Raw genomic sequence first — 26596 nt, forward strand, 5'->3', positions numbered from 1 at the left:
AGTTTGGATTACCAAAAATAAAAGGGTTTACGAAGTTGCCTTCGTAAACCCTTGAATTATCTGGTCGGGATGAGAGGATTTGAACCTCCGGTCTCTGCGTCCCGAACGCAGCGCTCTACCAGACTGAGCCACATCCCGTCGTGAGATTGGGTATCTATCGGATACTCGCGCGCTTGGCAAGGAAAAAATTAAGAAAAAAAATAATTTCCAAATCAACGTTCATAAATTTTATATTCTTGCACATAAACTTTCAATGTTTTAAAGTGTTAAATGTGTGAGTAGAAAAATTTTCCTGAAATCTTGAATCGTATGATTTTTTTGTGAAATTCGGGGAGTTTGTTGGACAAATATACTCATATGTGCCAAGTTTTATCTACGGTTGTGGGTCATTTGTTATGAGCGGCTTCCGTTGTTTCTAGAAGTAAAAATGCAAATCGCTTTTGTATACAAATAGTTAAGGCTTCGGGCGGACCTATCCGTAGAGAAAGGAGATCGGGTTAGTGATAAATGTCGTAGTTGTAGATGATTCCGCTTTCATGCGTAAGGCGATCAGCACCATGCTGCAAAAGGATCCGGGAATCCGGGTTGTTGCCACTGCGCGTGACGGCGAAGAAGGTTTAAGGGTTATCCGGAAACATAATCCGGACGTTGTTACCCTTGATATTGAAATGCCCAAGATGGACGGTCTGACCGCTCTGCGGCATATTATGATGGAGATGCCCCGTCCGGTACTGATGGTCAGCTCCCTGACTACGGAAGGCGCAGAGGCTACTCTTAAGGCTATGGATCTTGGTGCGGTAGATTTTATTCCGAAACAGCTATCCAAAGTCTCTCTCGACATTGTTAAAATTGAACGTGATCTCATCTCCAAAGTGAAATCAGTTGCCAGACGCAAAATGCGTCCGGTTCCCCGGATGCGTACCTCTGCAGCCGCTCGCAGACCTGCCGCTCCGGTTCAGGTTCGGCGCGGGCGTGCCAAGCGTGATGTAGTAGTTATCGGCGTATCAACCGGAGGGCCGCCGGCCGTACAGAAGATTCTTTCTTCTCTGCCAAGCGATTTTCCGGCGGGGATTGTCATTGCCCAGCATATGCCTAAAGCTTTTACCGGTCCTTTTGCCAATCGCTTGAACGGAGTAAGTCAGATCAAGGTCAAAGAAGCAGAAACCGGGGACAGGCTCCTGCCCGGCCATGCTTTTGTTGCTCCCGGCGGTTCCCATCTGATAATTGATCAGAAAGTGAGCAGAATTGACCTGATTGTCACCCCTGAGCCTAAAGAAGCTTTATATAAGCCTTCTGCTAACGTACTTGTTTCTTCGGTCGCCAAGGCCGTAGGGCGCAGGGCTCTGGGAGTAATCCTGACCGGGATGGGCAATGATGGCCGTGACGGAATCAGGGAACTTAAAAGTAAAGGCGGAAGGGCCATTGCGCAGAGTGATTCTTCCTGTGTTGTGTACGGTATGCCTAAAGCCATCGTAGATGACGGCCTAGCAGATGAAATTGTAGATATTGATGATATGGCCAATGCAATAATCAATAATCTTTACTTGTAATTTTTTTTATGACGCAACCGTAAGATGTCTTGCGGATTTAAACAAAATGGGGAACTTGCAATGACGGATTGTTCTAAGGTTCTTGAAGAACTTAAAAGCGATGACAATGAAGTTGTCCGTGAGGCCGCATTTCAAGCCGGAGAGCTGAAGTGCGCGGATGCCGTACCTCAGCTGGCGGAGCTCCTGAAGTCCAGCCATCTGGGATTGCAGGAAGCAGCCGACCATGCCCTGCGCAGGATCGGTGGCAAGGGTGCGGTTCAGGTTGTGGTTCCTTTACTGCGCTCGGATGACGCTCCTGTAAGGAACCTTTCCATGGATATTCTGCGTGAAGTAGGGGCTCAGGATTTTTCCTCGCTTGTAGCTCTGGTTCACGATGATGATCCTGATATAAGAATTTTCGCAACAGATATTCTTGGGTCCACAAACAGCTTTATGGCTGTGGAACCTCTTTGTGATGCCCTGCTGAAGGACCCGGAAGTCAATGTCCGCTATCAGGCTGCGGTAAGTCTTGGCGATCTTGCCAATCCTGCTGCTGCCCGTTGTCTGAACAAGGCAATGCAGGACGACGAATGGGTGCAGTATGCTGTTATTGAAGCTTTGGCTAAGATTAAGCACTCCAGCTCGGTCGATGCCCTTGTTAAGGCTTTGAATACCAGCTCTGACCTTGTTGCTTCCATGATTGTGGATGCTCTTGGAGAGGTTGGGAACATCAAGGCTGTAACCATGCTGCTGCGGCATTTGGATAAAAGCCCCACAGCTTTGCGCAATAAGATTGTAAAAGCAATTGTGAGCATTCTCGGAGGCAAGTCTCTCAAGCTGCTGTCCTCCGGTGAGCGGGAAAAGCTTCGGGAGTATATGCTGGTTGCTCTCAAAGATGAAGATGAAGAGGTGCAGGATGCGGCTATTGCCGGTCTGAGTTACGTGGGCGGAGAAAAAGCCACACAGGAAGTTCTCCGTCTTGCCAGTGAACTTGATCCTGACCGTGACCGTGACCGTCTGGCAGAAATTGTTAATGACCTTTCCAATATAGGTTTGAATGAGGCTATGGTTGCTGCGCTGAACAGCGGTGAATTCAAGAAAGCGGCAATTGTAATCGAGATTCTGTCCAGATTGGAAGGCTCGGAAGTCTCCGGTGTCCTGATGGATGCATTTGGAAATGGAGACCGTGACATCAAGCGTGGTATACTTGAGGCTCTGGTCGGTACTGCAGGGGACGAGGCCAAGGAATTTTTCGAAAATGTCCTTGAAACCGAGCAGGACGGGTCCATGCTCAAGTCTGCTATTAATTTCCTGGGCGGCAAGCTCAAAGATGCAGACGCGGTGGATTCTATCTTCGCGCTTCTTTCCCATTCTTATGACGATGTGAAAGAAGCTGCTCTTAACGCCTGTGTCGCAATCGGCGGTGAGGGTGTGAATGAGCGCTTTGTGGAACTTTTCAAGAGCGAAGAACCCATTGACCGCCTGATGGCCGTATTCGCCATGGGCAGAATCGATGCGCACGGCAACCTTGAACATATCAGGATGGCCCTCGAGGATGAAGTTCCTGACATCAGGAAGATAGCCCTTGAAGCACTTCATGATTGTTCTGCTGATCCGGAAAGCATGTCGCTTATTTTTTCCAGACTGCATGATGAAAACCGTGATGTGCGTTTGACCGTGATTGAACTTTTGGGAAGTTGCTACACTGAAGAAGCTATTCCCTACATTATTCAAGCTCTGCAGGATGATGACGATTGGGTGCAGATCCGTGCTGCGGAGGCTCTCGGTGAACATCGTGAAGAAAGTGCACTGCCCCAACTTATAACAATGCTGGACTCTCCGCATAAGCTTGTGGTCCTTAAGGTAATTGAAGTTTTAGGCGCCATTGGCGGAACTATGGCGTTTCAGGCTCTTCTGGAAGCGTCCAATTCCGATTCCGATCCCGAGGTCATTCAGGCCGCCGAAGAGGCCATTTTGAGAATTCAGGAAGAGCAAGGAGAAGGAGACTAGATGTCTTCTCTGTTTTCAAAGACAATATCGCTGCGGAAAGAGCTGAAAATCTCCGATCTGGAGTTCACCCAGCTCAGGGATTTCATTTATGAACAGGCGGGTATTTTTATTGCGGGCAACCGTAAGTATCTGCTTGAAAACCGTCTGGCCAACCGTTTGAAGGAACTTAACCTCAAGAGTTTTGGCGAATATTATTACTACCTTCAGTATGACTCGGGCAAAAAAGCGGAACTTAATAAGCTATTCGAGGTTATTACTACCAACGAAACCAGCTTTTACCGCAACCCGCCTCAGCTGAAAGTTTTCCAGACCAAGGTGCTTCCTGCTGTTCTGGACGAGCTGCGTAAGAAAAGGCGCAAGCGTCTGCGCATCTGGTCCGCCGGTTGTTCAACCGGGGAGGAACCGTACACCCTGTCCATGATTATTCATGACGTGCTTGGTCCTGAACTTAGCAGTTGGGATGTTAAAATTACTGCCAACGACCTTTCTGAAAGGGTGCTCAAATCAGCACGGCGTGCGGTTTACAGCGAATATTCTCTGCGGACGACCCCTAAGGAAAAGATAGCCAAGTATTTTGACAAGGACGGTAAGCAGTACAAGGTAAAGCCTGCCATCAAGCAATTGGTCAGTTTTGGGCAGATCAACCTGAGTGATCGTATGCAGGTCAAGCGGGTGGAGCGTTCCGAGATTGTTTTCTGCAGGAACGTAATCATTTATTTTGACGAAGCCATGAAGAAGAAGGTTATCAACGCTTATTACGATAACCTTGTTCCCGGCGGTTACCTGATAATCGGACATTCAGAATCTCTGCATAACATCACCAGAGCATTCAAACCGGTTCACCATCCGGGTGCGATTATTTATCAGAAACTGGAATAACAGCAGTCTGCGGTTAAACCATATAAACAGCAGGCTGTTATGGAAAATAACATTGATGGAAAGCAGTTGAACGGGACTGCTTCGTTGGCGAAAGTTTATGCTATCGCCAACCAGAAAGGAGGAGTCGGCAAAACGACCACGGCATTGACTCTAGGGGAGGCTCTGACCAGACTTTCAAAAAAAGTGCTGGTCATTGATCTGGACCCCCATGCCAATGCCTCGGTTCATATGTCGTATTTTCCTGAAACCGTTACTACTTCGGCTCATGATCTGTTTTTTGATAATGCGGATTTCAAGAGTCTCTGGGGAAAGATAGTCAAAAAACGCGATTGGGTGGGTTTTGATTTTGTCCCGGCCAGCATACGGCTTTCCGAGCTGGAGGTTGATCTTAAAGACAGGAAGAATAAGGGAATGGTCCTCTCCAATTCGTTGGATGAGATCAAAGAGTATTATGATTTTATATTAATTGATTGTCCGCCCCATGTGGGGGTGCTGCTGGTTAACGCCATTGTGGCTGCGGATACGGTTCTCATTCCCATTCAGACTGATTTTTTGGCTCTTTACGGTATCCGGTTGCTCTTTGATACGATCAAGATTTTGAACAAGGTTCTGCCCAGTCCGGTCAAGTTCATGGCTTTGCCTACCATGTATGACGGCAGGGCCGGGGCCTGCAGGAAGATTTTGAATCTGATCAGGAGAAAACTTGGGGATAGGGTTTTCAGTACGGTTGTCCATATGGATACCAAGTTCAGAGAGGCTTGCGCCAGCGGAAAGATCATTTTTGATGTTGATCCCAAAACGCGGGGCGCTCTTGAATATATGCAGTTGGCAAGAGAGATAGTCAGAAATGAAGACGCCTGAAGAATATTTTGTTGAAAACGTGAATATGCCCAGTGAGGAAAAGCAGCACGGCGGTTACACTGATGCTGAAAAAGCCTTTATGGACAAATATATGGGCATCGGCGGGCAGGTTGCGTTTGACAATCTGCAACGGGTTGACCCCCGGGGTGATGCCGCGATGCCCGGTTTTGCTTCCGGGCCGGTTGATGATTATGGAGGAGAAGGAAGTTCAGCCGACTTTGAGGAAAAACTCAAGGAAGAGGATGAAGTTCAACTGGTAAGCTTTGTAGTCGGGGATCGTGAATACGGATTGCCGATTATGGTTATACAAGAGGTTGTCAGGAAGATTCCGGTGACCCTGTTGCCTGCTGCTCCACGTTTCATGCAGGGAATTATAAATCTCAGGGGACGTGTTACTCCCGTGCTTGACTTGCGCCACCTGTTGCATGACGGAAAGGGCATTCAGGATAAATTTGTGGTCATCTGCAGGCATAAAGGATTACAGATAGGATTAGCTATCAGCGCAGTGCGGACAATGTATCGCGCAGATAAAAAGGATCTTGTCTGGGGGGTGGAATCAGAGGTTGGTGTTAGCGCGGATTTCCTGCTTGGTCTGTATAAAAACGGTGAAAAACTGGTCAATATTCTTTCTGTGGATCGGCTGGTGGAACAAATTTTAAAGAGTGAAGGAGAGGGAAATGCCTAAACATATTCTGATAGTGGACGATTCTAAGACTGTAAGGAACCTCGTCGCCTTCATTATGAAGAAAGAAGGATTCAAGGTTACTACAGCTGAAGATGGGTTGGACGGCCTTGAAAAGCTTTACAGCCTGGAGAAAGTTGATCTAATTATCTCTGATGTAAATATGCCGAGAATGGATGGTTTTACTTACATCAAAACAGTTCGTGAGCAGGATGCATACAAAGATATTCCGATAATTGTGCTCTCAACTGAAGGTCAGGAAAAAGATATTCAGACCGGCTTGAGCCTTGGTGCAAACCTATACATGGTTAAACCGGCCCAGCCTGAAAAGATGGTCAAAAATATTAAAATGCTTCTCGGATAATGTGCTGACGGTTCGGTCCCACGGACTGCTGCTTGATTTAACTGCAACTGACCAATGCAGAGAACTTTAAATACAGGGGTCTCTAGATGAGCCAGGATTTCATGGATCCTGAAATTTTCGCGGATTTCATTATAGAAGCTAAAGAGCATCTCGAAACTATTGAGCCCAACTTGCTTGAGCTTGAGAAAAATCCCGAGAATCTTGATCTTTTGAATGAAATATTCAGACCGATGCATTCGCTAAAGGGTGCCTCGGGTTTTCTTGGGTTGAATATTATCAACGGACTGGCCCACAGGGCGGAAAATATTCTGGATGAACTTCGTAAGGGCGAAATTGGTGTTACATCTGAAATTATGGATGTAATCCTTGCCGCTACTGACCTGCTGCGTCAGTTGATAGATAATCTGGACGAACTCGGTAACGAAGGGGAAGTTGATACATCTGTCACCATAGATAGAATTGATGCAATCATGGCTGGAGAGTCACCCGCTCCTGTGCATCAGGAAGAAACAGCCCCAGAACCTGATCCAGAACCTGAGCCCGCCCCGGAGCAAGATCCGGAGCCTGTGTTTGAAGAAGTAGAGCCGGAACCGGATGAAGAATTTTTTGAAGCAGAAGCAGACTTGCCGCAGACCCAAATGGTGCAGGAGTCCAATATGGCAGAAACAGGACGTAAACAGGCTTTTCAGTTTGTAGCTATCGTTAATGAGGAAGCTGAATCATATAAGCTGACTACTGTAGGAGAAGGACATCTAGCTGATTTTCTTGAGGAAGCTCATGAAATCATTGAAAATCTTACCAATGGGCTGCTTGAGCTTGAGCAGGATCCCGAAGGTAATGATGACCTGATTAACGACATATTCAGATATTTTCACAACCTGAAAGGTAACAGCGGAATTATCGGTTTCCGTGAGCTTAACTCGCTGACCCATGAGGCCGAAACTCTGCTGAACAAGGTCCGTAAAGGTGAAGTAGCTGCAACCCGTTCCATGATTGATTTGTTACTGGCGGTTGTGGACGGAATTGAGTCGCTCATCGCCCATGTTACACCACAAACCGGGGAAGTGCAGCCCTTGGATATGGAGCAGCTGATCAATCCCTTGCAAGAGGCAGTGGAAAAGGGCGAAGTTATAACTGCGGAAGTCGTCGATGAAGAGCCGGAAGCCGAGGAAGAAGCTGAACCTGAGGTTGAGCTGGCGCAGACTGATGACGGTCTTGATCCCGAAGATGTAGCCATTTTTGAGCAGACTGTGCACCAGCAGCTGGATAATATTGATTTGGCCCTTAAAACACTCGGTGAAGATTCCAGTCAGAAGGATTATATAGATGGACTGTACAGGAGTCTTGTTTCCATCCAGAATTCCGGTGGTTACATGGGCTTTGATGACATTCGGGAATATTCTGAGCGGACGGCAGGTCTTGTTGATCAGGCCCGCTCCTCGGATATGGATTTTGGACTGATGCTCGACCTGTTGCGCCAGGAATGTGGAATCATCGGAGAGATGATCGATTCCGCCATAGAAGACATCAAAGGGGGGGCAGAAGCTCCGGTTGAAGCTGGATCCACACCGGAAGAGGCTCCTAAACCTGAACCTAAGCCCGAGCCTAAACCTGAACCCAAGCCTGAGCCCAAGCCTGTACCTAAGCCTGAGCCCAAGCCTGCACCTAAGCCTGAGCCCAAGCCGGCACCTAAGCCTGAGCCCAAGCCTGAGCCTAAGCCAGCAGCAAAGCCGGCACCTAAGCCAGCAGCAAAAACAGCGGCTAAAGCCAAGCCTGCTGCCGGGGCTCCGTCCAAGGGCAAGCCCAAGACCATGTCCACCATCAGGGTTGACCACCAGAAGCTCGACCATCTCATGAACCTGATCGGCGAGCTAATCATCAGCAGGGGACGTTATACCATGCTGGCCCGTGGGCTTGAGGAAGGACATCTGGAAGTTCCGGTTGTTGCCCAGCAACTGACTGAGACTACCTATGCTCTATCCAGAATTTCGGATGATCTTCAGGATACCATCATGAAGGTCCGTATGGTTGCGGTGCAGACTGTATTTTCAAGATTTCCGCGCTTGGTGCGAGACCTAAGCCGTAAAAGTGGTAAAAGAGTTGAGCTTATAACTGAAGGCGAAGAGACTGAACTCGATAAGAGTGTTGTCGAGGAAATCGGTGATCCTCTTGTTCACCTGATCAGAAACTCTGTGGACCACGGACTTGAACCTGAAGAAGAACGCATTGCCAACGGCAAGCCTCCGCAGGGACATGTCTGGCTGCGTGCATACCACAAGGGTAACTCTGTTGCTATTGAAGTCGAAGATGACGGACGTGGAATTGATCCTGAAAAAATGCGTAACGTTGCAATCAAAAAGGGTCTTATTTCTCCGGAAGAAGCCCGTAACCTTGATGATCGTGAAGCAATTGAGTTGATTTTTGCTCCGGGATTCTCTTCCGCTGAAAAGGTAACGGATATCTCCGGTCGAGGAGTGGGTATGGATGTTGTCCGTAACAACATCAAGGACCTTAAAGGAAGCGTCCACATTTCATCCGAAGTGGGTAAGGGGTCCAAGTTTACCCTGACTCTGCCTTTGACTCTTGCCATCATTGATGCGCTCATGGTTCAGATTAATGGTGCAAACTACGCCATCCCACTTGATGCGGTTTCTGAAACCACCAAAATTGAGGCTGAGAGACTTACTGAAGTCAACAATCGTAAAGCTGTTACCCTGCGTGGCGAAGTCCTCGGTATTGCCGAGCTTGCCGAATTGCTGGAGCAAGAGGTCAGTGATCCCAACCGAGAAGTGCTACCGGTGGTTATTGTCCATGATAATGACCGCAGGCTTGGTCTGGTTGTGGACAGGCTTCTTGAGCGTCAGGAAATTGTTATCAAGCCGCTTGGTAATTACCTTAACGGTTTTGATCTCAAGGGTGTTTCAGGTGCGACCATCATGGGTGACGGTAGCGTTGTCCTTATCCTTGATCCTCATGAAATCTACAGCATGGCAACCGTCAAGGGCGGAGCAATCCAGTAGATATCTTTTTATAGTAAGAAATAAAATATGCCCCCTGAAGCGTTTGCTTCAGGGGGCTTTTGATTAAGCCAAGTGGCAAGCCAATTGTTTTTCTGATCTCCGAATGGCAGCTGGAGACAGCGGCAATTAAGACAGACTCAGATATAAATTCATAGTCCCGGCCATGAGGGTGGCATGGGCAAGAATTACCAGCACGGGTGCGAGGCCGAGGCCTATCTTATGACGCATGGGCGTTTCGCTTCTCCATGCAACGATCCAGATTGCACAGCAGATAATTGTCAGCAGCAGTGATGTGCCGAGGCTTAATGCCACGGGGATGTTGCTGTACAGGGTGGCGGTGTTCGGGCCGCAGATGTAATAGATAACTCCGGCAGAAGCCGCAGCCTGCAGCACGGTAGGAAACAGTGCCCAACAGGAAACAACAGGCAGGGTGAATTTATAATAATCACGTCCGAAATCGTCTTTGTTGCGCCTTAGTACCAGATAAAGTCCTGATGCCGCTGCAGCAAAAGACATGGCCATGATCAGGTATATTCCGGCTAGGCAGAGACCTGCTTTGCCGGGCAGAGCCATAAAATGAGTGTAGAATGGAGTCTGCGGAACGGCCGGGGTAGGACTTTCCATCTGCAAGGTGAAAAATTTTTGCATGATCACAGTTGCAGTGTAGATGGAGGCTAAGCCGCCGAGAGTTCCGATCAACCCGAAGAAGACATGCAGAGCCTTCTGCTTTTTAAGCTTTTTCCATGTGAATTTATAAGGAATAAGGCCGGCAAGTGCGATTCCCAGAGTAACGTAAAACATCATTACCGGGGAGGCCGGATTAATGAACCAGTCTTTCAACCAAGGAAATTGGCGACTGAAAAAAGATCCGGCACTGCCTAGGCAGATGATAAACAGCAAGTATAGAATCAAGGTCATGGCGGTGACCTGCTGAGCGAGCTTGTCATAAAAGACTTTTTTGCGGGCTTTAGCCGTGATCTCTAAAATAACAGCCATTACAGGGGCTCCGATTGCCGCCAGCGTGGCGAAATCCAAAAGAGCCTTGGGCAGCATCTGGGCACTCATTATGGCAGTAAGCCGGATTGGTTCCATGGGGATGTTCATATTTACATTCCTTAAATAAGGTTTTTTAAAACTTCTTTTGTGAGAACTTTTGCCCTAATTTTGCACAGGACGCAAGGGCATGACCCGGTTCATTCTGTAAAAGCTTAGATATGCTTGCCAAATCTGATTAAGTGGCCTACTTTAAATTCGTTGAAACTTGAACCAAATTCACCAGTTAGATTCAACAAGTTTTCCGGAGAATATTTGATGCAGTACTTACGAATCCTTCTTGTTGTTATTTTGGCCTTCGGCATTTGCGGATGTTTTGCCGCTAAACAGCCGCAGCAGCCCGAAAAGCCCGCATGGGGCGGCAGCGAAGAATGGCGTCTTAAGAGTCTTGAAGAAAATTTCCTAAATTTTAAGGAAGGGCTGCGGCAGCAGAATGACCAGATTGACCGCAACCATAAAGATACTACAGCCCAGATTGAGAAGTTAGAGAATAAAATCAGTGAGCTGGATAGCACTCTTGTTGAGCTTAAAGAGAATCAGCAGAAAATGATGGCTATGAAGGCAGAGGAGCAAATCCCCGCTGAAGAAACCGTTGTGGCTGAAGAAGTTGTCATGGGCGGTACTACCAGCAGTGAGGAAAAACCGTGGATGGTTGTTCCCGGTGAAAATTCTGCAGCGGTGGAAGGCGCAGCCAAGCCTGCAGCAGAACCTGCTCCTGTGTCCTCGCTGAGCGGTGATGATCTTTACAAAGAAGGTGTTCGGCTGGTGATGGATAACCAACCGTTAAAAGCCCGCGGCCTTCTGGAACAATATCTGGCCCACAACCCTTCATCCAGCCTTGCTCCCAACGCTCTGTACTGGATCGGTGAGACTTATTATTCCGAGAAAAGTTTTGCCCAGTCAATCCTGAAATTCAAGGAAGTGAGCAGGCGTTTTCCCAAGGCCGGTAAGGTCCCTGCGGCCATGCTCAAAATCGGTTTGGCCTATGATAAGCTTGGTGACCGTGAAAATGCCGTATTCTATCTGCGGACCCTGATTGAGGACTATCCCAAGTCCGACCCTGCAAAGATTGGCCGCGAACGTCTTCGGGCCATTGAAGGTTAGTCTGCGGCGGCGGAAGTGGGTTCCCTCCATGAAGAATATTTTGCATGTCTGGCTCTGCGCTACACGCCGGGGCTCGGACCTAAGTCATGGTCTCCGATTCTCCGTCACTATAGCTCTGCTTACAAGGCGCTGAAAGATGCGGCCAATTGGCCTTCCCTTGCTTTTGCTTCTGAAAAAAGTTCAGTTGCCGCATTGAAGGAAGTCTGGCGTGCCAAAGCGGAAAAAGAGTATCGTGAGGCGGTGAGGGCCGGCTTTGGAATTCTGCCGTGGACCCATCATCAATTTCCCGTTCTGCTAAAGGAATTGCCTGATCCTCCGACCTGTCTCTATTATTATGGCGACCCGGAGCTGCTGGGCAATCCTGCCGTAGGTATTGTCGGTTCCCGTAACAGTGGGCGGTTGGGGCTCGAGTATGCATCAAAAATTGCTGCAGATTTGGCAAAGTTCGGGGTTACGGTAGTTTCAGGGTTTGCCAAGGGTATTGATAGCTGTGCCCATGAAGCTGCTTTGACAGGGATAGGCTCAACAATCGCTGTGCTTGGAACCGGGCTGGATGTTGAATCCTACCCGCCGGACAGTGCATGGCTGCGTAACAGTGTTATTCAGTCCGGACTTATCCTTTCCGAGTTTCCTCCAGGCACGAAACCGTTTGCCCGTAACTTTCCTTTTCGCAACCGTTTAATCAGCGGATTGAGTGTAGGGGTATTAGTTGTGGAAGCGGGAATTGCCAGCGGTAGCCTGATTACCGCCCGGCTGGCTGCAGAGCAGGGCAGGGAAGTAATGGCCATGCCGGGGCCCATCGGCGATAGCAGTTTTGCAGGATGCCTTAAACTGATCAAGGAAGGCGCATCTTTAGTGGAAACTGCCGAGGATGTGCTGATCAGCATTAAGCATGCTCTTGATACTTCTGTTCTAAAAAAAACGGCCGGGGAGGAACATAAGCTCCCGGCTAAAAAAGTTGCGCGTACTCCTGTTAAGCAAGTGAGTGCTCCTGAACCAGTTGAGGCTGCTGTTCCGCCTGTGGATCTTGCCGGACTGGAACCGCCTGAGCTGGATATCGCAAGGGCTCTTGACGTGGGGGGTAAGCTGCATATTGATGAGATTGCCCGTACTGCCGGAGTTGATGTTTCCGTTGCCGGGGCTGTTATACTCGGTATGGAAGTAAAGGGAATGGTTGTGCGCTTTCCCGGCATGTATTATGATCTTAGGCGAAGTTGATATGGTGCGGTGTTTTTTGAATTTTATGAGGAGAAGTCCGACTGATGCAGAAAATCCCAGTTAAACTTGCGGCTCCGGGCATGAAGCTTGCCAAGCCTGTTACCCGTGATAACGGAATGGTCGTCCTTGCTGAAGGGTTGGAGCTTACTGAAGGGATCATCCAGAAGCTGGAATCCATGGATGTTGAGCGCATTGTGGTTAAGGGCAACCCTGTTGATCTGGGTGATAATGACAACTCCTCATGGGCAAAAAAGTCTGAACGTCTGGACTATCTTTTTCGCCGTTATGCCAAAGATAAATGGATGTTCAGGGTTAAAGGTTTTTTCAGGGAATATTTTGATCTCAAAGCTGCCGCCCAGAAGGCTGAAGAGGAAGCCGAAAGGCTGGCCGAAGAACAGGCTGCAGCTGAAGCCGCTGAAGCCGCTGCCGCCGCAGAGGCTGCTGAAAACGGGGAGGAGGCTTAGATGGTTGCCCAGGATCTCAAAACCAGTGTAAAGGGTCAGATTCTTTCAACGTCTGATCTGCCTACCCTGCCTTCGGTTCTTGATGAAGTCACCAAGCTTGTGGATGACCCCAACTCCTCAACTGAACAGGTTGCAAAAGTTATTTCTCAGGACCAGGTTCTCTCGGCAAAAGTCCTCAAGATGGTAAACTCGCCGATTTATGGATTTCCGGGCAGGATTACCACTATTCAGCATGCCCTTGTTCTGCTGGGCCTGAATGTTATCCGGGGCATTATTATTTCTACCTCGGTTTTTGATATGATCCAGCAGGCAATGTCCGGCCTGTGGGAGCACAGCCTCGGTTGTGCCATGGCCAGTGGAGCCATAGCCAAGGCTGCCGGCTTTGATGACCCTGAAGAGTTTACCGTGGCCGGATTGCTTCATGATCTCGGCAAGGTGGTTACTGCAGTGCAGTTGCCGGAACTTAATGAAGCTGTGCGTATGACTGTGCAGGAGAAGGATCTGAGTTACTACGAGGCCGAAAAACATATTCTGGGGTTCGGGCATGATCGCATTAATGCATGGCTTGCCCGGCACTGGCATCTTCCGCCGAACGTGCGGGAAGCCATGACTTTTCACCATCACCCGGATCGGGCTCAGTTTTATCAGCAGACCGCAGCTGTGGTTCACGTAGGTGATTTTCTGGTTCGCCTTTTTGAATACGGAAACGGCGGAGATGATCAGATCGCCTATTTCAAGCCAGCTGCCATGAAAATTTTGAAATTGAAAATGAAAGATCTGGAACCGGTCATGGATGAAGTTTCCGATAAGTTTATGGAGATTTCAGATCTTACTTTCTAATCCTGCGTGTTATTTTTTTTAAAAATATGTAAAACGTGGTCCGCTTGAGCTTTGACGTTGTACAATAGTTGGTGTTAAAGCCATAGGCTATGGACAAGAATAAGGATCACGGCCTGTTGGGGCTGACAAAATACAGGGGTATCCTGGTCTCCCCGGATAATTCCCTGCGCGAACTTCTGTTTGAAATATGGCCGCGTGAAGTTTTGGAATTTACTTGCTATACTGAGGCCCGTGGAGCCGTAGAGGTTCTTTTTAATGATCCCCCGGATCTGCTTATTGTAGACAGCAGGGTGGAAGATGTTCCTGCTCAGGAACTGGCCCGGCTGGTGAAGAGTGAAAATGTCTATCGTCAGCTTCCGGTTATTCTTTGTCTTGACGATACCGAACTCCAGCAGACGTGGGACTGGAATAAGGTCGAAGTGGATGATTTTCTGGTCCGTCCTTTTTTTCTGCCTGTTGTACGGGAGAGAGTAAACCTTACCCTCTGCCGCGCTCTCCGCGCCCTTGACGCCAACCCCCTTTCCAAGCTTCCGGGCAATACTTCCATTATCCAGAAGATCCAAAGTCTTATTGATCGTGAGCAGGATTTTGCCCTCGCTTATTGCGATCTTGATTACTTCAAGTCTTTTAACGATAAATACGGCTTTTCACGCGGTGACGAGGTGCTGATGATGAGTGCCCGTATCATCGTCAATACAGTTAAAAGCTTTGCCGGGGAGAAGACTTTTGTCGGGCATGTGGGCGGAGATGACTTTGTGGTAATTACCCCACCTGATATTATTGAAGAGGTCTGCCAGCGGATCATTTTTTCTTTTGACGGCATTGTCCCCAATTTTTATGATATGGAAGACCGCAAGCGTAAATCCATTGTTTCCAAAGACCGGCAGGGAAATGTGCAGACCTTCCCGCTGATGGCCATCTCAATTGCCGTTGTTTTCAATATTGACGGCAGGATGAAGCATTTTGGTGAGGCTTCAGCCATTGCTATGAATCTGAAGAAAAAAGCCAAGGAAAATCCAAAGAGCAACTATGTCCTCGACCGCAGGCACAACTAAAGACCTTCCCGAACCGGTTCAGGTTTTTATGACTTATCTGGATGTGGAGAAACGTTCCTCCATTGCTACCCTCAATTCCTATGCAAAAGACCTTTCTCAGTTCGAAGAATTTTTAGAGACCCGCAAAAGCTCCCTTGCAAGGCCGGAAAAAATAAGTGCTGACCATGTTCGCGGATTTCTTACCAGACTCCATGGACAACGGCTGGCAAAATCAACGATGTCCCGCAAGCTTTCCTCCCTGCGTTCTTTTTTCAAATATATGACCAAACACAGGTTCATTGCAAAGGATCCGATGGTCGGGATCAGGAATCCTAAACAGGAAATCCGTCACCCCCGGTCCCTGAATGTTGATCAGGCTGTAAATCTTATGGATGCGCAGGTGGTGTCCGAGCCTGCGGACAAGCGTGATCTGGCGCTGGCTGAAATGCTTTACGGCTCCGGGTTGCGGGTCAGTGAGGCTGTTAACCTTGATCTTTTCGACGTGGACACATCCAGCGCGGTGGTTCGTGTTTCCGGTAAGGGGAATAAAGAACGTCTTTCCCCTTTGAGTGATGCATCCTGCAGGGCTGTGAATGACTATCTCGCCGTGCGTGCCGAGTTGGGGCCGGCCATCGAAGAACAGGCTCTTTTTGTGGGTAACCGGGGAGGACGGCTGAACCGAAGGCAGGTCAACCGCATTCTGGCCCGTATGGCTGAAGGAGCAGGGCTGCATGAAGGGGTGCATCCGCATATGCTCCGGCATAGCTTTGCTTCACACATGCTGCAATCCGGTGCTGACATGCGTTCAGTGCAGGAGCTGCTGGGGCATGAACATTTAAGCACCACCCAGCGTTACACCCATCTTAATCTGCAACAGATCATGAATGTTTATGATAAGGCTCATCCTCTGGCTGGAAATCAATCCCCGGATGCGGTTAAAAATGAGGAAGAACAGTAAAATCCGTTAGTTTGCAATAGTCTTTTGTAAATTGTTGTGTTAAGTAAAAATTAACTTAACAATTCTGGAGGATGTTTAATGAAAAAGCAGACCGCAGCGGCAATTACAAATGCGATCGATGACAAGAGTGAAGAAGCCCGAAAGGATGCTCTGTTTGAAATCCGCAGCATGAAAAAGGATCTGGCCCAGCTGGAAAAAGATCTTTCCTCCAAAAAATGTGAAATTGAAGATCCGGCCTTTGATCTGGTCCACAGTGCTTTTGAAATTTTCCGTCATACACAGGTCATGGCAGAGAACCGTAAGCTTACCGTGCAGATTGATGAGAGCCTTGAGAAGGCTTCCTACAAGGATTATCTTGATTCAAAGGGGGCCCGGGTGCTTAAAAAGCCCGAAGGATGGCACTGGATTTCCCCTCAGGGCGAGATGCATTATTTAGGTGAAGCAGGCGATACTCAAGCCGCTGCTGAAAAGTTGGAATCAATCGTTTCTTCCAAGCGCAAGAAGCCGGCGGCCAAGCAGGCTGCTTCCAAAAAGGCAGCACCCAAGAAAGAAGCCGAGCCGCAGGCAGAGCCTAAAAAAGAAGAAAGCAAAGCCGCTGAGAAAAAGTAGGTTGAATTTTAAAGAACTCGGATAGGTTGTTATATTTAAGCCACGGATGCAAAAAAAGGCGTTCTGCAAAAATGCGGAACGCCTTTTTTATTATTTTATGGAGAATCAGCTTAGCGAGCTACAGCGCGGTCAAATTCAGATTTAAGATCTGAGATGAGCTGTTTAACGGAGATGATTTTTTCGGTTCTCCATGCGTTGGAACCGGCAAAAGCGAAACCGTTTTTCAGCTTGCCGCGCTGGGCATTGATCAGCGCAGAAGCGATGCAGTAGGGACTTTCCTCAACCTTGCAGCTCTTGATGCAATGGAAGGGGCATTTAAAAGGAGACTTTTTGCCATCGGTAACCGCCTGCAGAAAATCATTCTTTACTGCTCTGCCGGGAAGTCCTACAGGACTCTGGATGATGGCCATGTCTTCTTTCGTGGAATTAACGTATGCCTGTTTGAATTCTTCGTCAGCATCGCACTCGTGAGTGGCAACAAAACGGGTTCCCATCTGGACACCTGCAGCTCCAAGTTCAAGGAACTTGCTGATGTCTTCACCTGAATAAACACCGCCGGCAGCGATGACCGGGATGGTGCGTCCTGCTTTTTCCTCGAAGGGCCTAACAGCCTTGATTACTTCGGGAAGGATGTTTTCAAGAGCGAATTTTGGATCGTTGAGCTGCTCACGTTTAAAGCCGAGGTGTCCGCCTGCCATGGGACCTTCAACTACGAATGCATCAGGCAGGTAGTCGAATTTGGATATCCATTTTTTGCAGATGATGGACGCTGCGCGACCGGAAGAAACAATGGGAACCAGCTTGGTTTTTGCTCCTTCATGCAGGTATTTGGGCAGGTCCAGCGGAAGGCCGGCTCCGGAAAAGATAACGTCTGCACCTTCTTTTACCGAAGTGCTGACCATGTCCGCGAAGTTGGACAGGGCAACCATGATGTTAACACCGAGGATGCCGGAGGTCATTTCCTTGGCCTTTCTTATTTCTTCGGCCAGTGTGTCGATGTGTGCTTTTGCGTGATCCTTACCGCCGTTTTTGTTGGTAAGACCGATCATTGCAGCAGCGATAACGCCGATACCGCCTTCTTTGGCAACAGCGGAAGCAAGGCCGGAGAGGGAAATTCCCACACCCATGCCGCCCTGAATGACGGGAACCTTGGCAACGAGATCGCCAATTTTAAGCTGAGGAAGATTCATACTAAAGTTCTCCTGTGACTTGTATATTTAAGAGTTGCCCGCTAGTTAAACAATACTGTCAGCAAAGACACTTTGTGGCAGGTATCTGAAAGATACATACAGCGGTGTATTTATTGTTCAGAGGCAACTTTGAAGTCCGAGAAAAGTTTTTTCCTGTATGAGGGTTAAAGTCAAGTCCTTTTTAACTGTTACAACTTAGCTACGCTGTGCAGAACTGCATGTTTGACAATGCAGTGTACATACATTCTTTAGTGTATGTATTTCTCCACAATCATTTCAGCAAAGTACATGGAACTGGTGAATGCTGGTGAAATAGCGTTGAGTACGTGCACACTGTTTTTATCACTTTCAACCAGAAAGTCCATGACTAACTCGTTACGTTTCAGATCAACCAATTGCGGGCGAATCCCCACTTTGGGAGAGCTTTCAATGTCATCCGGGGAAAGATCGTGAACCAGCTCTTTGGCATCATTGAAGAAACATTTGAAAAAATATTTGCGTGGTTCTTCAAATGCGACAGAACGGAATTTGGGGTTCCTTAAAAAAAGAATTGCATCCCTGATCATGATGTCGAATGCTTCTTTGTCCAGTCCGCTCAAGATACCGTAATTCTCGCGTCCGAATGCGGGAATAGCAGTTGGTCCGAGGTAAACGTCGCCGCTTGCCCCGCGGGTGAAGTGGATTCCGAGAAAGGGGTTTTTGATGTTGGGGACAGGGTAGATGCTGCCTTTGATAGTGTGCGCTTTTTCCTTTTTAAGCTTTTTGTATATTCCTTTAAACGGGATGAGCTGGTAGCCTTCGCCGAATCCGAAGGGACGGGCGACCTGATCACTGTATGCTCCGGCTGCATTGATGAACAGCCCGCAGCTGATTTCTCCCTTGTCGGTGACAATGATGTTGTTGCTCTTTGCAGTAATGAACTTAGTTTCAAGCATGAAAGATACTTTTCCGCTTGATTCAAGATCATTGTACAGTGATTTCATTACAGCGCGTGGGTCTACTACAGCAGTGTAGTGGGAAAATAACGCTTCTTTTATTGTTTTTGCATTGGGCTCTATTTCGGCTAGGTGCTGCTCATCAATGATTTCCACCTTGGCTCCGTTGGCTGTAGCCCGGCTGTAAAGCTCGTGCAGGGTGGTGAGTTCAGATTCATTTCGGGCGACAATAACTTTACCTGTTTCCAGCAACGGTAATCCCTTTTCGCGGCAATATTCTTTCATTTTGAAATTACCGGAAAGGCAGGATACAGCACGAAGGCTTCCCGGGGCGTAGTAAATACCCGCATGCAAAACTCCACTGTTCCTCCCGGAAGCATGTTTTGCAATTTCATTTTCCTTATCAATGATAAGAATATCCTTGTAACCTCTGGAGACAAGCTCCTTTGCCACAGTAAGACCTACGATTCCGGCACCGCAGATCATTATTTCAGCAGTTTTCATTTTTAATTCCTTTTAATTGTATATGTGGGCGAATAGTTTTCTATAGCGCGCTGCTAATGTCAAATATGTATAGTGCATATTTGTCAGCTTCCGCAGGCCTCCCGATATGAACACCATTGGCACATATTGGAGCGGATTGGCTGAAAATTTTCTTCATGCAGCATGTTGTTGATGATTAGTCTGCTTAAGGCCGGGATTTTAATATTAATGATTTCTTCCCGGTCTTCGTCACTGGTTTTGGAATCAAAAAGCATCATCTCCCGACCGTCGGTAACCAATTCCACAAGCGCGGCCTGTCGCGGCAATTCGCCGGAGGTGTGGTGATCCATGAGTAGATAGAGGGGAAGTTGTAAACTGTCCGCACTGTTTTTTATTTTTTCCAGAAAAGGCGTGCCGTCATAAAAGATAGCCTGTGGATCATTGAGCAACGGTTCCCAGATGGATTCATCTTCCCAAAAGGAACGGCGGGGCAGATGCAGGCGTCCTGTTTTGTAATCCAGTACATAACGCTCTCCGGCACGTTCATCCACACGGTCCACGCGGCCATGAATACGCACAGTAAAATCATCCATTTCAAGTTCGGCCTGTGAATCTGATTCCAGCTCTACAATTCTGGTCGGTTGCAGATTTTTCAGGAAAAGGGAAAGCCTGTTTTTACCTGCCTGTTCAAGGGATTTTTTTATGTCGTAAGCAAGGTTTAGGTAAAGTGAGTCCCGTTCAAGCCTGTTCATGAACAAGTCCTGTAATTCCCTTGCATCAAGATCAGTTCCGCAGATATCCTTATTCAAATGCGGAGCGAGGAAATCCTTGAGTACTGAATGGATAAGGTCACCGAATCCGGCACGGTCTCCATCTACATCCACGCTTACACTTTCACGCACATTGGAAAGGTAGCGGAAAAAGAATAATTTGGGGCAGCCGACATAACAGTCAATTGCCGAAGGGGATAGCCCTTTGTACTTGAGCTGGTTGCGTAGTTTTTCAAGCAGCGGGGCCTTGGGGATGGCCGCCGGGGTGTTGACTATGGCTCCCACAGGAAAATTGACCGCTTTGAGCGGGAAATCTTCGCCCGGTGTAATTATTTCTTTACGTTGCTGTTCCATTTCCCAGAGCAGTTGTTCCACAAAACGGGAGCGGATGGATTTGGAATCCAGCAGACCGGGTTGTACCCCGCTCTGATAGAATATGCAGGATTCTTCGCTGCCCATGATCAAACGGTAGAAGTTGTAGGTGGCGACGGATTCCCTTTCCCGTGAATCAGGCAGGTCCAGCAGGTGGCGCAACTGGTCCGGGAGCAATGGATCGTATGGATCGGTGCCGGGAAGTTTGTCATCAACCGTATCAAGAATGAAGGTGCGTTTGAAATTTAAGAGGCGGCTTTCCAGCATACCCAGAACCTGCATGCCGGAAATAGGGTCCGGCTCGAATGATACCCGCTGTGATGAAAGCAGTTGCCGGAAGATGGAAAAGCAGAGTGACTGCCCGAATATTTCATTACTGATGGAGCTTTCACGCAGTTCGGGAATGACTTCGTTCATCAATCGAAACAGGCATTCTGAATCAAGCAGATAACGGTTCCAGAGAGTGCCCCCGCGTCGGCGCAGCATTTCGGCCATGGCTTGCAGGCTGTCGGCAAGTTCGGAAAGAGTTTCAATGTCTTTGAAGCCGTCAATGCAGACCCTCACTGCTTCGGCGCGCAACTCCTCAGTGGTTTCAGGGTTATCCACGAGGTTTCCGTTTTCATCGCTGTAGACCGGGACAAAATCTTTCACATCCGCGTAGGGTGCTCCGTGGCGCAGTGCGTTTTCCCACTGGTGAAATATGGTTCGCAGGGGCTGGTCTCCATTAATTTCCAGCATTTTCAGGTAAGGATGGCGTATCAGGCTTAGGATGTCTTTCCAGTAGAAGTTCTGCCCGTTGCGGTTTTCCTGCAATTTGAGAACAGCTTCCACCAGTCCGTTCAGGGCCGAGCGTTCCAGCGGATATCCCATACTGATGTTCACATCCTGTTCCGGCAGATGGTGCATGACCGGCAGAAGCAGGGAAGTATCGGGCAGGACAACGGCGCAGCCTTCCACTTTTTGCGAGCAGAGTTCTTCGCGCATGGCGGAAAGCTGGGAATGGCGGTCGAATCCTTCAAAGAATTTCAGCTCCGGCAGTTCGCAGCTGCCTTTGGCGGAGTGGTCCGAGATTGCTTCGGTTTTCCAATTCTGGAGCCACAAGCGGTGTTCGCGCACGGCAAAGTGCCCTTTGCGCCCTTCGGCGAGTCCGGGATCACTGTGCCAGATTATTTTTAAACCGAGATTTTCCCAGAGATAGCGGAAGAACATGTCTTCAACTCCGCTGACCCCGTAGAATCCGGCCAGATATAGTTGCCGGTCTTTGAGGATTTCATCAAGACCGTTGAAGTTTCGCACCAGAGTACGGTTCTCCAGACCGGATGTTGCCCAGCCGCGTCTTTCCAACTCTTCCAGATAACGCACGAAAATTATTTCCAGCTCTTCCAGCAGCGCGGCTGCCCATTCCAGCACCTCGCCCTGCAGCATGGTAAGATTGCGGGGTTTTATATCCTGACGCAGCAGATCTTCCAGCAGGGATGCCAGCCGGGTACCCCAAGGAAAGAACATTTGCAGGTCTGCCGGCATTTTGGCGAGCATACCTGTGGATTCTCCGCGCAGCTTTTCAATAATATCAAAGAGTAAGCCCACCTGATCAAGTTTACCGATCTTGCGTGGAAAATCAGCAGTCAGCTTGGGGATAAGCGATGATACAAAGTCGGAAAAAGAATAAATTTCCGGCAGAATGCATGGTTTGGGCAGCTGTTCCGAAGCCGCAAGAGCTTTCTTCAAGTAGCGGGCCGGGCGGTGGTGGGGCACGATGACCGTAACTTTGCTCAGGTCGCCGTCATTATCGTTAATTATTATTGTGGCCAGATTCTCAATGAAATCTTCTTTCCACGAAATGATTTGGATAGGTTTATTATTCATAACTAAATATTAATTTCTCTTGTAAATTTACCATCAAGATAAACCAGCAGCCCGCATAGTTCTTTTTCCTCGCCGTACATTGCTTTGAGTAATTTCAGATATCTTTTGACCTGTTTCTCGTTTTCCGGCGAGGGCTGCCCGGTCTTGTATTCAACGACCAAAGCCTTTTTTTCTTCCAGCAGTAGAAGGTCGGCACGGTGGGTTTCACCTTGCGCATCCATGATGGCTACTTCCGGCCTGCCGCGTTCGACCGCTGCGCGGACTTCCGGCACCGACAAGGCCCAGAGAGCCATGTCAGTTACTTCCGGTACCAGTACGTCTTCTTCCTCGGTAACTGCCGGGAACTTGGCGAAGGCTGCTTCGGCACTGCGACGGCAATCGGCCTCATCGTTTCCGGTGAGGATCAGATTTTCCATGGCGTTGTGGGCCAGTTCTCCGCGCATGCGTGCATCGTAGGAATAATCTTCGAGATTGTGGCGGTAGACGCGTAACCTCGGGAGCCATCCCATGAGTTCAGATTCGGGGATAGAGTCTGTCTCTGTTGTGCAGAAGTCATCGCAGGATGGTTTAGTCGAAGCCCCGGAGATATCCAATGTGGATTTTTCCAGACCTTTTTCCGGTGTAATTCCATATTCTAGCAGGCCGAGGTCGTTGAATTTGTCTTCAAGGATCAATTCAATGGCCGCCAGAGCCGGACTAACCCCGCGTGTTTTTTCGGAGGGCAGGAAGCCGTACAGCTCCTGACCTGCACGGGTCCAAGCCACGTAAAGCAGGTTGAGCTGTTCGCTGAACATGCGGGTCCGGTTTTCATAATAAATATCGCCCAGCGCACTGCTCATGGGGGTGAGCATGGTCTGACCGTCAATTTCAATGTCAGCCAGAGAAGTGTCCGGTCCTGATACTGACCAGTTATGGAAGGGGACGACAATGACCGGGAATTCCAGTCCTTTTGATTTGTGGATGGTCATGATGCGTACCGCGTTGACCGATTCCGGCAGGGGTACTTTTTCCTCTGCAGACGAAAGTTCCCAGAAATCGAGAAAAGCGGCCAGCGACGTTCCGCGTTTTTCTTCTGCAAGGTGGACTACCTCAAGAAAGCGGCGAATGTACAATTCATCCTGTGGATAGGTTTCGATTAGTCCGAAACGGGAAACCATTTCACTTGCAAGGTCGTAAGGGGTCATCAAACCTGATTTTCGCAGGAAGGGCGAAATGTGTGTGGCCCAGAAATCAGGATATTTTTCAGCAAAACGGCGATACAGAGGGCCTTTGTCTCGTTCAGCCAGCCATTTGAATAGCGTTTCGTGTTCAATATTTGAAATTTTTCCAAAGATTTCCTGACCGCAGATAAATTCTAGAAAAGCGAGGTCATCCTGTGGGTAATCAAGGAATTTAAGAAGTGAAACCATCTGGCGCACGATGGGGTGGCGGTCCAGCTGCAGGCTGTTTTCGGTAATGACCGGAATGCCTTTTTCCACCAGCCAGTCACAGACCAACTGGGCATGTCCGTTGGAACGGACCAGCACGCAGATATCTCTATATTCACGGCGGGGAAGAAGTTCTTCCATGAGAATGTCGAAATTACGTCGGGTTTCATCCACGATTTCAGAAGCGTTTGAGGCGAAAATACGTTGCAGTCTTACGTAACCTCCGGTCCGGTCCTGTCCCGGAGGGAGTTCCTGTGAGGCTTCCTCAAATGAGTGTGAGATCCGTTGGGCCAGTTCTATTTGTTGCTCTTCCGGGCCGTTGGGGTAAAGTTTTTCCGAAAGATCGAGGGCCAGATCATAATCGGCAAGTGCGTCGAAAAAATCGTTGTTGAAGCCGATGATATGCTCAAGGCTGCGCCAGTTGTAATCAAGGTTGGCGGGAGTGAAGTCAGATAATCCGTTCAGTTCCGGGTCCTGCCCCACTTCATCGAAAAGTTCGGAGCGGCCCCCGCGCCAGCTGTAGATGGCCTGCTTTACATCACCGACATAAAAGAGGCTGCCTGCCTTGGACAGACATTCCACGGCTAATGGAATCATGGCCTGCCATTGGGCGAGGCTGGTGTCCTGAAATTCGTCAACCAGCAGGTGGTGCAAGCGGGAACCCATGCGGCAGAAGGCATCGGGCAGTGCGCTTCCTCCCTGAAGAACATAGCTTGCAACCTTGGGCAGGTCCGCGCTTAGAAGCATGCCGTTACGGGTCTGGTATTCGATGATATCGGCCCGGATTTCTTCTACAATGCGTACAAACGGAGCCAAAGCGTATGCTCCGCGCAGGATGGTGGCTTTGTCGCGATAAATTTCGTGGGTCTGTTTTAGGTCAGCATAAACTTTTTCATGATAGGAGCTGATGTCGCCTTTTGATTTTTTATTAACGCAATCCTCAAAGCTGTCCTTGGCGACCATGGTTGATTCCTTGGGCAGGTCCATGAAATCTAATTTTGCAGCATGCTCCAGATATTTTTTCAAATGTGCGGATGCCGCCAGCTTATCAGTTTCAATGAGCGCTGACAGATCGCGCACAGCTTTTTGGAAAGCATCAAATTCTACTTGGAGCAGTCCTGCTATTTCTTCCTGATCTGTGAGCCGTTCCGCCGGGTTGTCGATGATATGAGTCAGGATGGAAAGGAGTCTCATGCGCATCTGTTCGGCCAGCCAGAAACCCTGCTTTTCTTCCTTGAGCACCAGGCTGTCGACGGCATCATCCAGCAGCCCTTTGCGCAGCGGGTCGCCTTCTTCGCAATGAGCCAGAAATTTGTTGAAGTTCGGTTCAAACAGGGTTTGCGGTTCGAAAAGCAGTTCGAATTCCGGACTAAGGCCTAGTTCAAGGGCGAAGATACGCACCAGCAGATTCAAAAGACTATCAATAGTACGTATGTTCAGCCGGTTATATCTTTGCAGGATGGGGATAAGCTGTTTTTTTGCGTCCTTAGGTTTCCAGTCTGCCCCCAGTCCGTCGCCTTTAATGTCCAGAGCACGGTTTTTCAGGGAGCGTATAACCCGCTCTTTCATCTCCGCTGCAGCTTTGTTTGTGAAAGTTACAGCCATGATTTCAGGCCAGCAGTATCCCTTGCCCTGCGAACTTTTGCAGACCGGAACGGAGTCTTCTTCCTGAGCCCCGGCTAATAGAGATAGAAAACGTGCGGTAAGTTCATAGGTCTTACCTGACCCGGCAGAAGCCTTGACTTGCTTTAGCATTATGTCTCCGACGGCTCTCCGAGGGCCCTGCCGGGATTCTTAAACCTTTTAAAAGGTTTAAGAATCCCAAACTGTTTAGTGGGGCTTCGCCGCTTTGAATTTAAAAACGCAAAAAAATATCAATTTGTAATTTAAAAGTTTTTTCAAACAGTTTCTTTGGTCCGGCTGAAAGCGTTGCCGGAGACAAAAAAAGAAACAATTCTTTTTTCCATGACAATCATCAGGACTGCGGAAATAATCAAAGCACTGCCGAGGTATCCGGTCCAATCAAAGCTTTCGTTCCACCAGAGCCATGCTAGAATGGCGGCGATAACCGGTTCAATAGTGGCGATTACCGCAGCTGCGGTGGGCTCCAGCCATTTGAGGCCCGCGTAATATACGGAGTAGGCCCCGTAGGTGCAGATCACTGCCAGAGCAATGAGGCTTGCCCACGAAGTTTCGGTTTTGGGGGTGAATTCAAAGAAGGGCAGCAGACATAGCGCCCCGATGGGCAGTGCGTATAGAAAAATTGTCGGTGTGGTGTAGCGGGTGAAGATGGTTTTGCCATAGATGTAATAGAGGGCGTAGGTGAACCCGGAGGTTAGACCGAAGATGATTCCCGGCCACGTGAAAGTTATCTCGGTGCCGGTGCTGAAAATATGAGGCCCGAGTGATACACAGGCCACCCCGCATATGGTTATCAGCATGGCTGAAATTTTAATGGGGGTCATTTTTTCGCCTAACAGCAGCCACGACATGAATGCTACCCAGGCCGGGGCGGTGTAGAGCAGTACCGAGGCCAGCGCCGCTCCCACATCCTGCACTGCCAGCTGGTAAGAGCCGTAAAAGATGGTTACCCCAACTAAACCGAAACCGATGATATGAGGCAGATCCTTGAGATCTATTCTCACGGCCCGGATGCGGCAGGCGTGGACAGCAAAGAGCATCCATGCGAAAATTGCCCGCCAGAAGGCGTTTTCCAGCGGTGCGACTCCCTGTGCAATGGGGAATTTTGAAATGGGGCCGATCAGCCCCCACATGACCGCAGCACAGATAACGAAAATACAGCCTTTAATATTCACGGCAGATCCTGTTACACTGGGAAAAGGTTGATTAAGACCGCTTGTCAGCTTAAAAGTAAGCACTTGCTGTAAAAACGGCAACTTAAATAAATTTATCACGCTTAGTGAGTTG

20 protein-coding genes and 1 tRNA gene are annotated in these 26596 nt (G+C 48.7%); 14 read left to right on the forward strand and 7 right to left on the reverse strand.

What is annotated here, in order from left to right:
• Positions 1–61: 61 nt before the first annotated feature.
• Positions 62–138, reverse strand: a tRNA-Pro gene (locus ACKU41_RS18290).
• 362 nt (positions 139–500) lie between these two features.
• On the opposite strand from ACKU41_RS18290, the gene ACKU41_RS18295 reads away from it, so the two are divergent.
• The 7 genes from ACKU41_RS18295 (at position 501) to ACKU41_RS18325 (ending at position 9345) form a co-directional block, all read left to right on the forward strand.
• On the forward strand, positions 501–1550 hold the full coding sequence (locus tag ACKU41_RS18295; RefSeq protein WP_319778928.1) for a chemotaxis response regulator protein-glutamate methylesterase: 1050 nt from the start codon (positions 501–503) through the stop codon (positions 1548–1550).
• Positions 1551–1610: 60 nt separating this feature from the next.
• Positions 1611–3539 (forward strand): HEAT repeat domain-containing protein, encoded by a 1929-nt coding sequence (locus ACKU41_RS18300; protein WP_319778929.1) that lies wholly within the window; start codon positions 1611–1613, stop codon positions 3537–3539.
• Positions 3540–4418, forward strand: a complete 879-nt coding sequence (locus tag ACKU41_RS18305) for a protein-glutamate O-methyltransferase CheR (RefSeq protein WP_319778930.1) — start codon at positions 3540–3542, stop codon at positions 4416–4418.
• Positions 4419–4457: 39 nt separating this feature from the next.
• Positions 4458–5279 carry a ParA family protein gene (locus ACKU41_RS18310; RefSeq protein WP_321402863.1) on the forward strand — a complete coding sequence of 274 codons (822 nt, stop codon included), beginning with the start codon at positions 4458–4460 and terminating at the stop codon, positions 5277–5279.
• Positions 5266–5964, forward strand: coding sequence for a chemotaxis protein CheW (locus ACKU41_RS18315; protein WP_319778932.1), 699 nt, complete (start codon positions 5266–5268; stop codon positions 5962–5964). The genes ACKU41_RS18310 and ACKU41_RS18315 overlap by 14 nt, the downstream gene beginning before the upstream one ends.
• Entirely contained in the window at positions 5957–6325 is a 369-nt protein-coding gene (locus tag ACKU41_RS18320; RefSeq protein WP_027720211.1) for a response regulator, read from the forward strand. Before ACKU41_RS18315 ends, ACKU41_RS18320 begins: the two co-directional genes overlap by 8 nt.
• 86 nt (positions 6326–6411) lie before the next feature.
• Positions 6412–9345, forward strand: coding sequence for an Hpt domain-containing protein (locus ACKU41_RS18325; RefSeq protein WP_319778933.1), 2934 nt, complete (start codon positions 6412–6414; stop codon positions 9343–9345).
• Between the two features lie 126 nt (positions 9346–9471).
• On the opposite strand, the gene ACKU41_RS18330 is transcribed toward ACKU41_RS18325, so the two are convergent.
• Positions 9472–10449: a hypothetical protein gene (locus ACKU41_RS18330; protein WP_319778934.1), complete on the reverse strand. Its 978-nt coding sequence runs from the start codon at positions 10447–10449 to the stop codon at positions 9472–9474.
• 207 nt (positions 10450–10656) lie between these two features.
• Between ACKU41_RS18330 and ybgF the strand changes: the two genes are divergently transcribed.
• The 7 genes from ybgF (at position 10657) to ACKU41_RS18365 (ending at position 16625) form a co-directional block, all read left to right on the forward strand.
• Positions 10657–11502 (forward strand): tol-pal system protein YbgF, encoded by an 846-nt coding sequence (gene ybgF, locus ACKU41_RS18335; RefSeq protein ID WP_321402869.1) that lies wholly within the window; start codon positions 10657–10659, stop codon positions 11500–11502.
• A 15-nt stretch (positions 11503–11517) separates the two neighbouring features.
• Entirely contained in the window at positions 11518–12720 is a 1203-nt protein-coding gene (gene dprA, locus ACKU41_RS18340; RefSeq protein WP_321402871.1) for a DNA-processing protein DprA, read from the forward strand.
• A gap of 44 nt (positions 12721–12764) precedes the next feature.
• Entirely contained in the window at positions 12765–13184 is a 420-nt protein-coding gene (locus tag ACKU41_RS18345; RefSeq protein WP_319778938.1) for a hypothetical protein, read from the forward strand.
• Positions 13185–14024 carry an HDOD domain-containing protein gene (locus ACKU41_RS18350; protein ID WP_319778939.1) on the forward strand — a complete coding sequence of 280 codons (840 nt, stop codon included), beginning with the start codon at positions 13185–13187 and terminating at the stop codon, positions 14022–14024.
• A gap of 89 nt (positions 14025–14113) precedes the next feature.
• Positions 14114–15079: a diguanylate cyclase domain-containing protein gene (locus ACKU41_RS18355; protein WP_319778940.1), complete on the forward strand. Its 966-nt coding sequence runs from the start codon at positions 14114–14116 to the stop codon at positions 15077–15079.
• Complete coding sequence (locus ACKU41_RS18360; RefSeq protein WP_321402874.1) at positions 15054–16016, forward strand: tyrosine recombinase XerC; 963 nt, start codon at positions 15054–15056, stop codon at positions 16014–16016. The genes ACKU41_RS18355 and ACKU41_RS18360 overlap by 26 nt, the downstream gene beginning before the upstream one ends.
• A gap of 78 nt (positions 16017–16094) precedes the next feature.
• Entirely contained in the window at positions 16095–16625 is a 531-nt protein-coding gene (locus ACKU41_RS18365) for a hypothetical protein (protein ID WP_321402876.1), read from the forward strand.
• A 110-nt stretch (positions 16626–16735) separates the two neighbouring features.
• On the opposite strand, the gene ACKU41_RS18370 is transcribed toward ACKU41_RS18365, so the two are convergent.
• The 5 genes from ACKU41_RS18370 to ACKU41_RS18390 all read right to left on the reverse strand — a co-directional run bounded on the left by ACKU41_RS18370 (position 16736) and on the right by ACKU41_RS18390 (position 26484).
• Positions 16736–17815 carry a nitronate monooxygenase family protein gene (locus ACKU41_RS18370; RefSeq protein WP_321402878.1) on the reverse strand — a complete coding sequence of 360 codons (1080 nt, stop codon included), beginning with the start codon at positions 17813–17815 and terminating at the stop codon, positions 16736–16738.
• A 248-nt stretch (positions 17816–18063) separates the two neighbouring features.
• A complete protein-coding gene (gene lhgO, locus ACKU41_RS18375; protein WP_319778945.1) occupies positions 18064–19254 on the reverse strand; it encodes an L-2-hydroxyglutarate oxidase in 1191 nt (396 codons plus the stop codon).
• A gap of 83 nt (positions 19255–19337) precedes the next feature.
• Positions 19338–22241: a PD-(D/E)XK nuclease family protein gene (locus tag ACKU41_RS18380; protein WP_321402881.1), complete on the reverse strand. Its 2904-nt coding sequence runs from the start codon at positions 22239–22241 to the stop codon at positions 19338–19340.
• A gap of 2 nt (positions 22242–22243) precedes the next feature.
• A complete protein-coding gene (locus ACKU41_RS18385; RefSeq protein WP_321402884.1) occupies positions 22244–25423 on the reverse strand; it encodes a UvrD-helicase domain-containing protein in 3180 nt (1059 codons plus the stop codon).
• A 143-nt stretch (positions 25424–25566) separates the two neighbouring features.
• Positions 25567–26484 (reverse strand): EamA family transporter, encoded by a 918-nt coding sequence (locus ACKU41_RS18390; RefSeq protein ID WP_319778949.1) that lies wholly within the window; start codon positions 26482–26484, stop codon positions 25567–25569.
• Between the last annotated feature and the right edge of the window lie 112 nt (positions 26485–26596).

It is taken from the genome of Maridesulfovibrio sp. (assembly GCF_963678865.1).
Taxonomy (GTDB): domain Bacteria; phylum Desulfobacterota; class Desulfovibrionia; order Desulfovibrionales; family Desulfovibrionaceae; genus Maridesulfovibrio.

Bases quoted from the DNA above. Each gene is read 5' to 3' on its own strand.
- ACKU41_RS18300 (WP_319778929.1), top strand. From the start codon at position 1,611: ATGACGGATTGTTCTAAGGTTCTTGAAGAACTTAAAAGCGATGACAAT.
- ACKU41_RS18305 (WP_319778930.1), top strand. From the start codon at position 3,540: ATGTCTTCTCTGTTTTCAAAGACAATATCGCTGCGGAAAGAGCTGAAA.
- ACKU41_RS18310 (WP_321402863.1), top strand. From the start codon at position 4,458: ATGGAAAATAACATTGATGGAAAGCAGTTGAACGGGACTGCTTCGTTG.
- ACKU41_RS18315 (WP_319778932.1), top strand. From the start codon at position 5,266: ATGAAGACGCCTGAAGAATATTTTGTTGAAAACGTGAATATGCCCAGT.
- ACKU41_RS18320 (WP_027720211.1), top strand. From the start codon at position 5,957: ATGCCTAAACATATTCTGATAGTGGACGATTCTAAGACTGTAAGGAAC.
- ACKU41_RS18325 (WP_319778933.1), top strand. From the start codon at position 6,412: ATGAGCCAGGATTTCATGGATCCTGAAATTTTCGCGGATTTCATTATA.
- ACKU41_RS18330 (WP_319778934.1), bottom strand. From the start codon at position 10,449: ATGAACATCCCCATGGAACCAATCCGGCTTACTGCCATAATGAGTGCC.
- ybgF (WP_321402869.1), top strand. From the start codon at position 10,657: ATGCAGTACTTACGAATCCTTCTTGTTGTTATTTTGGCCTTCGGCATT.
- ACKU41_RS18345 (WP_319778938.1), top strand. From the start codon at position 12,765: ATGCAGAAAATCCCAGTTAAACTTGCGGCTCCGGGCATGAAGCTTGCC.
- ACKU41_RS18350 (WP_319778939.1), top strand. From the start codon at position 13,185: ATGGTTGCCCAGGATCTCAAAACCAGTGTAAAGGGTCAGATTCTTTCA.
- ACKU41_RS18355 (WP_319778940.1), top strand. From the start codon at position 14,114: ATGGACAAGAATAAGGATCACGGCCTGTTGGGGCTGACAAAATACAGG.
- ACKU41_RS18360 (WP_321402874.1), top strand. From the start codon at position 15,054: ATGTCCTCGACCGCAGGCACAACTAAAGACCTTCCCGAACCGGTTCAG.
- ACKU41_RS18365 (WP_321402876.1), top strand. From the start codon at position 16,095: ATGAAAAAGCAGACCGCAGCGGCAATTACAAATGCGATCGATGACAAG.
- ACKU41_RS18370 (WP_321402878.1), bottom strand. From the start codon at position 17,815: ATGAATCTTCCTCAGCTTAAAATTGGCGATCTCGTTGCCAAGGTTCCC.
- lhgO (WP_319778945.1), bottom strand. From the start codon at position 19,254: ATGAAAACTGCTGAAATAATGATCTGCGGTGCCGGAATCGTAGGTCTT.
- ACKU41_RS18380 (WP_321402881.1), bottom strand. From the start codon at position 22,241: ATGAATAATAAACCTATCCAAATCATTTCGTGGAAAGAAGATTTCATT.
- ACKU41_RS18385 (WP_321402884.1), bottom strand. From the start codon at position 25,423: ATGCTAAAGCAAGTCAAGGCTTCTGCCGGGTCAGGTAAGACCTATGAA.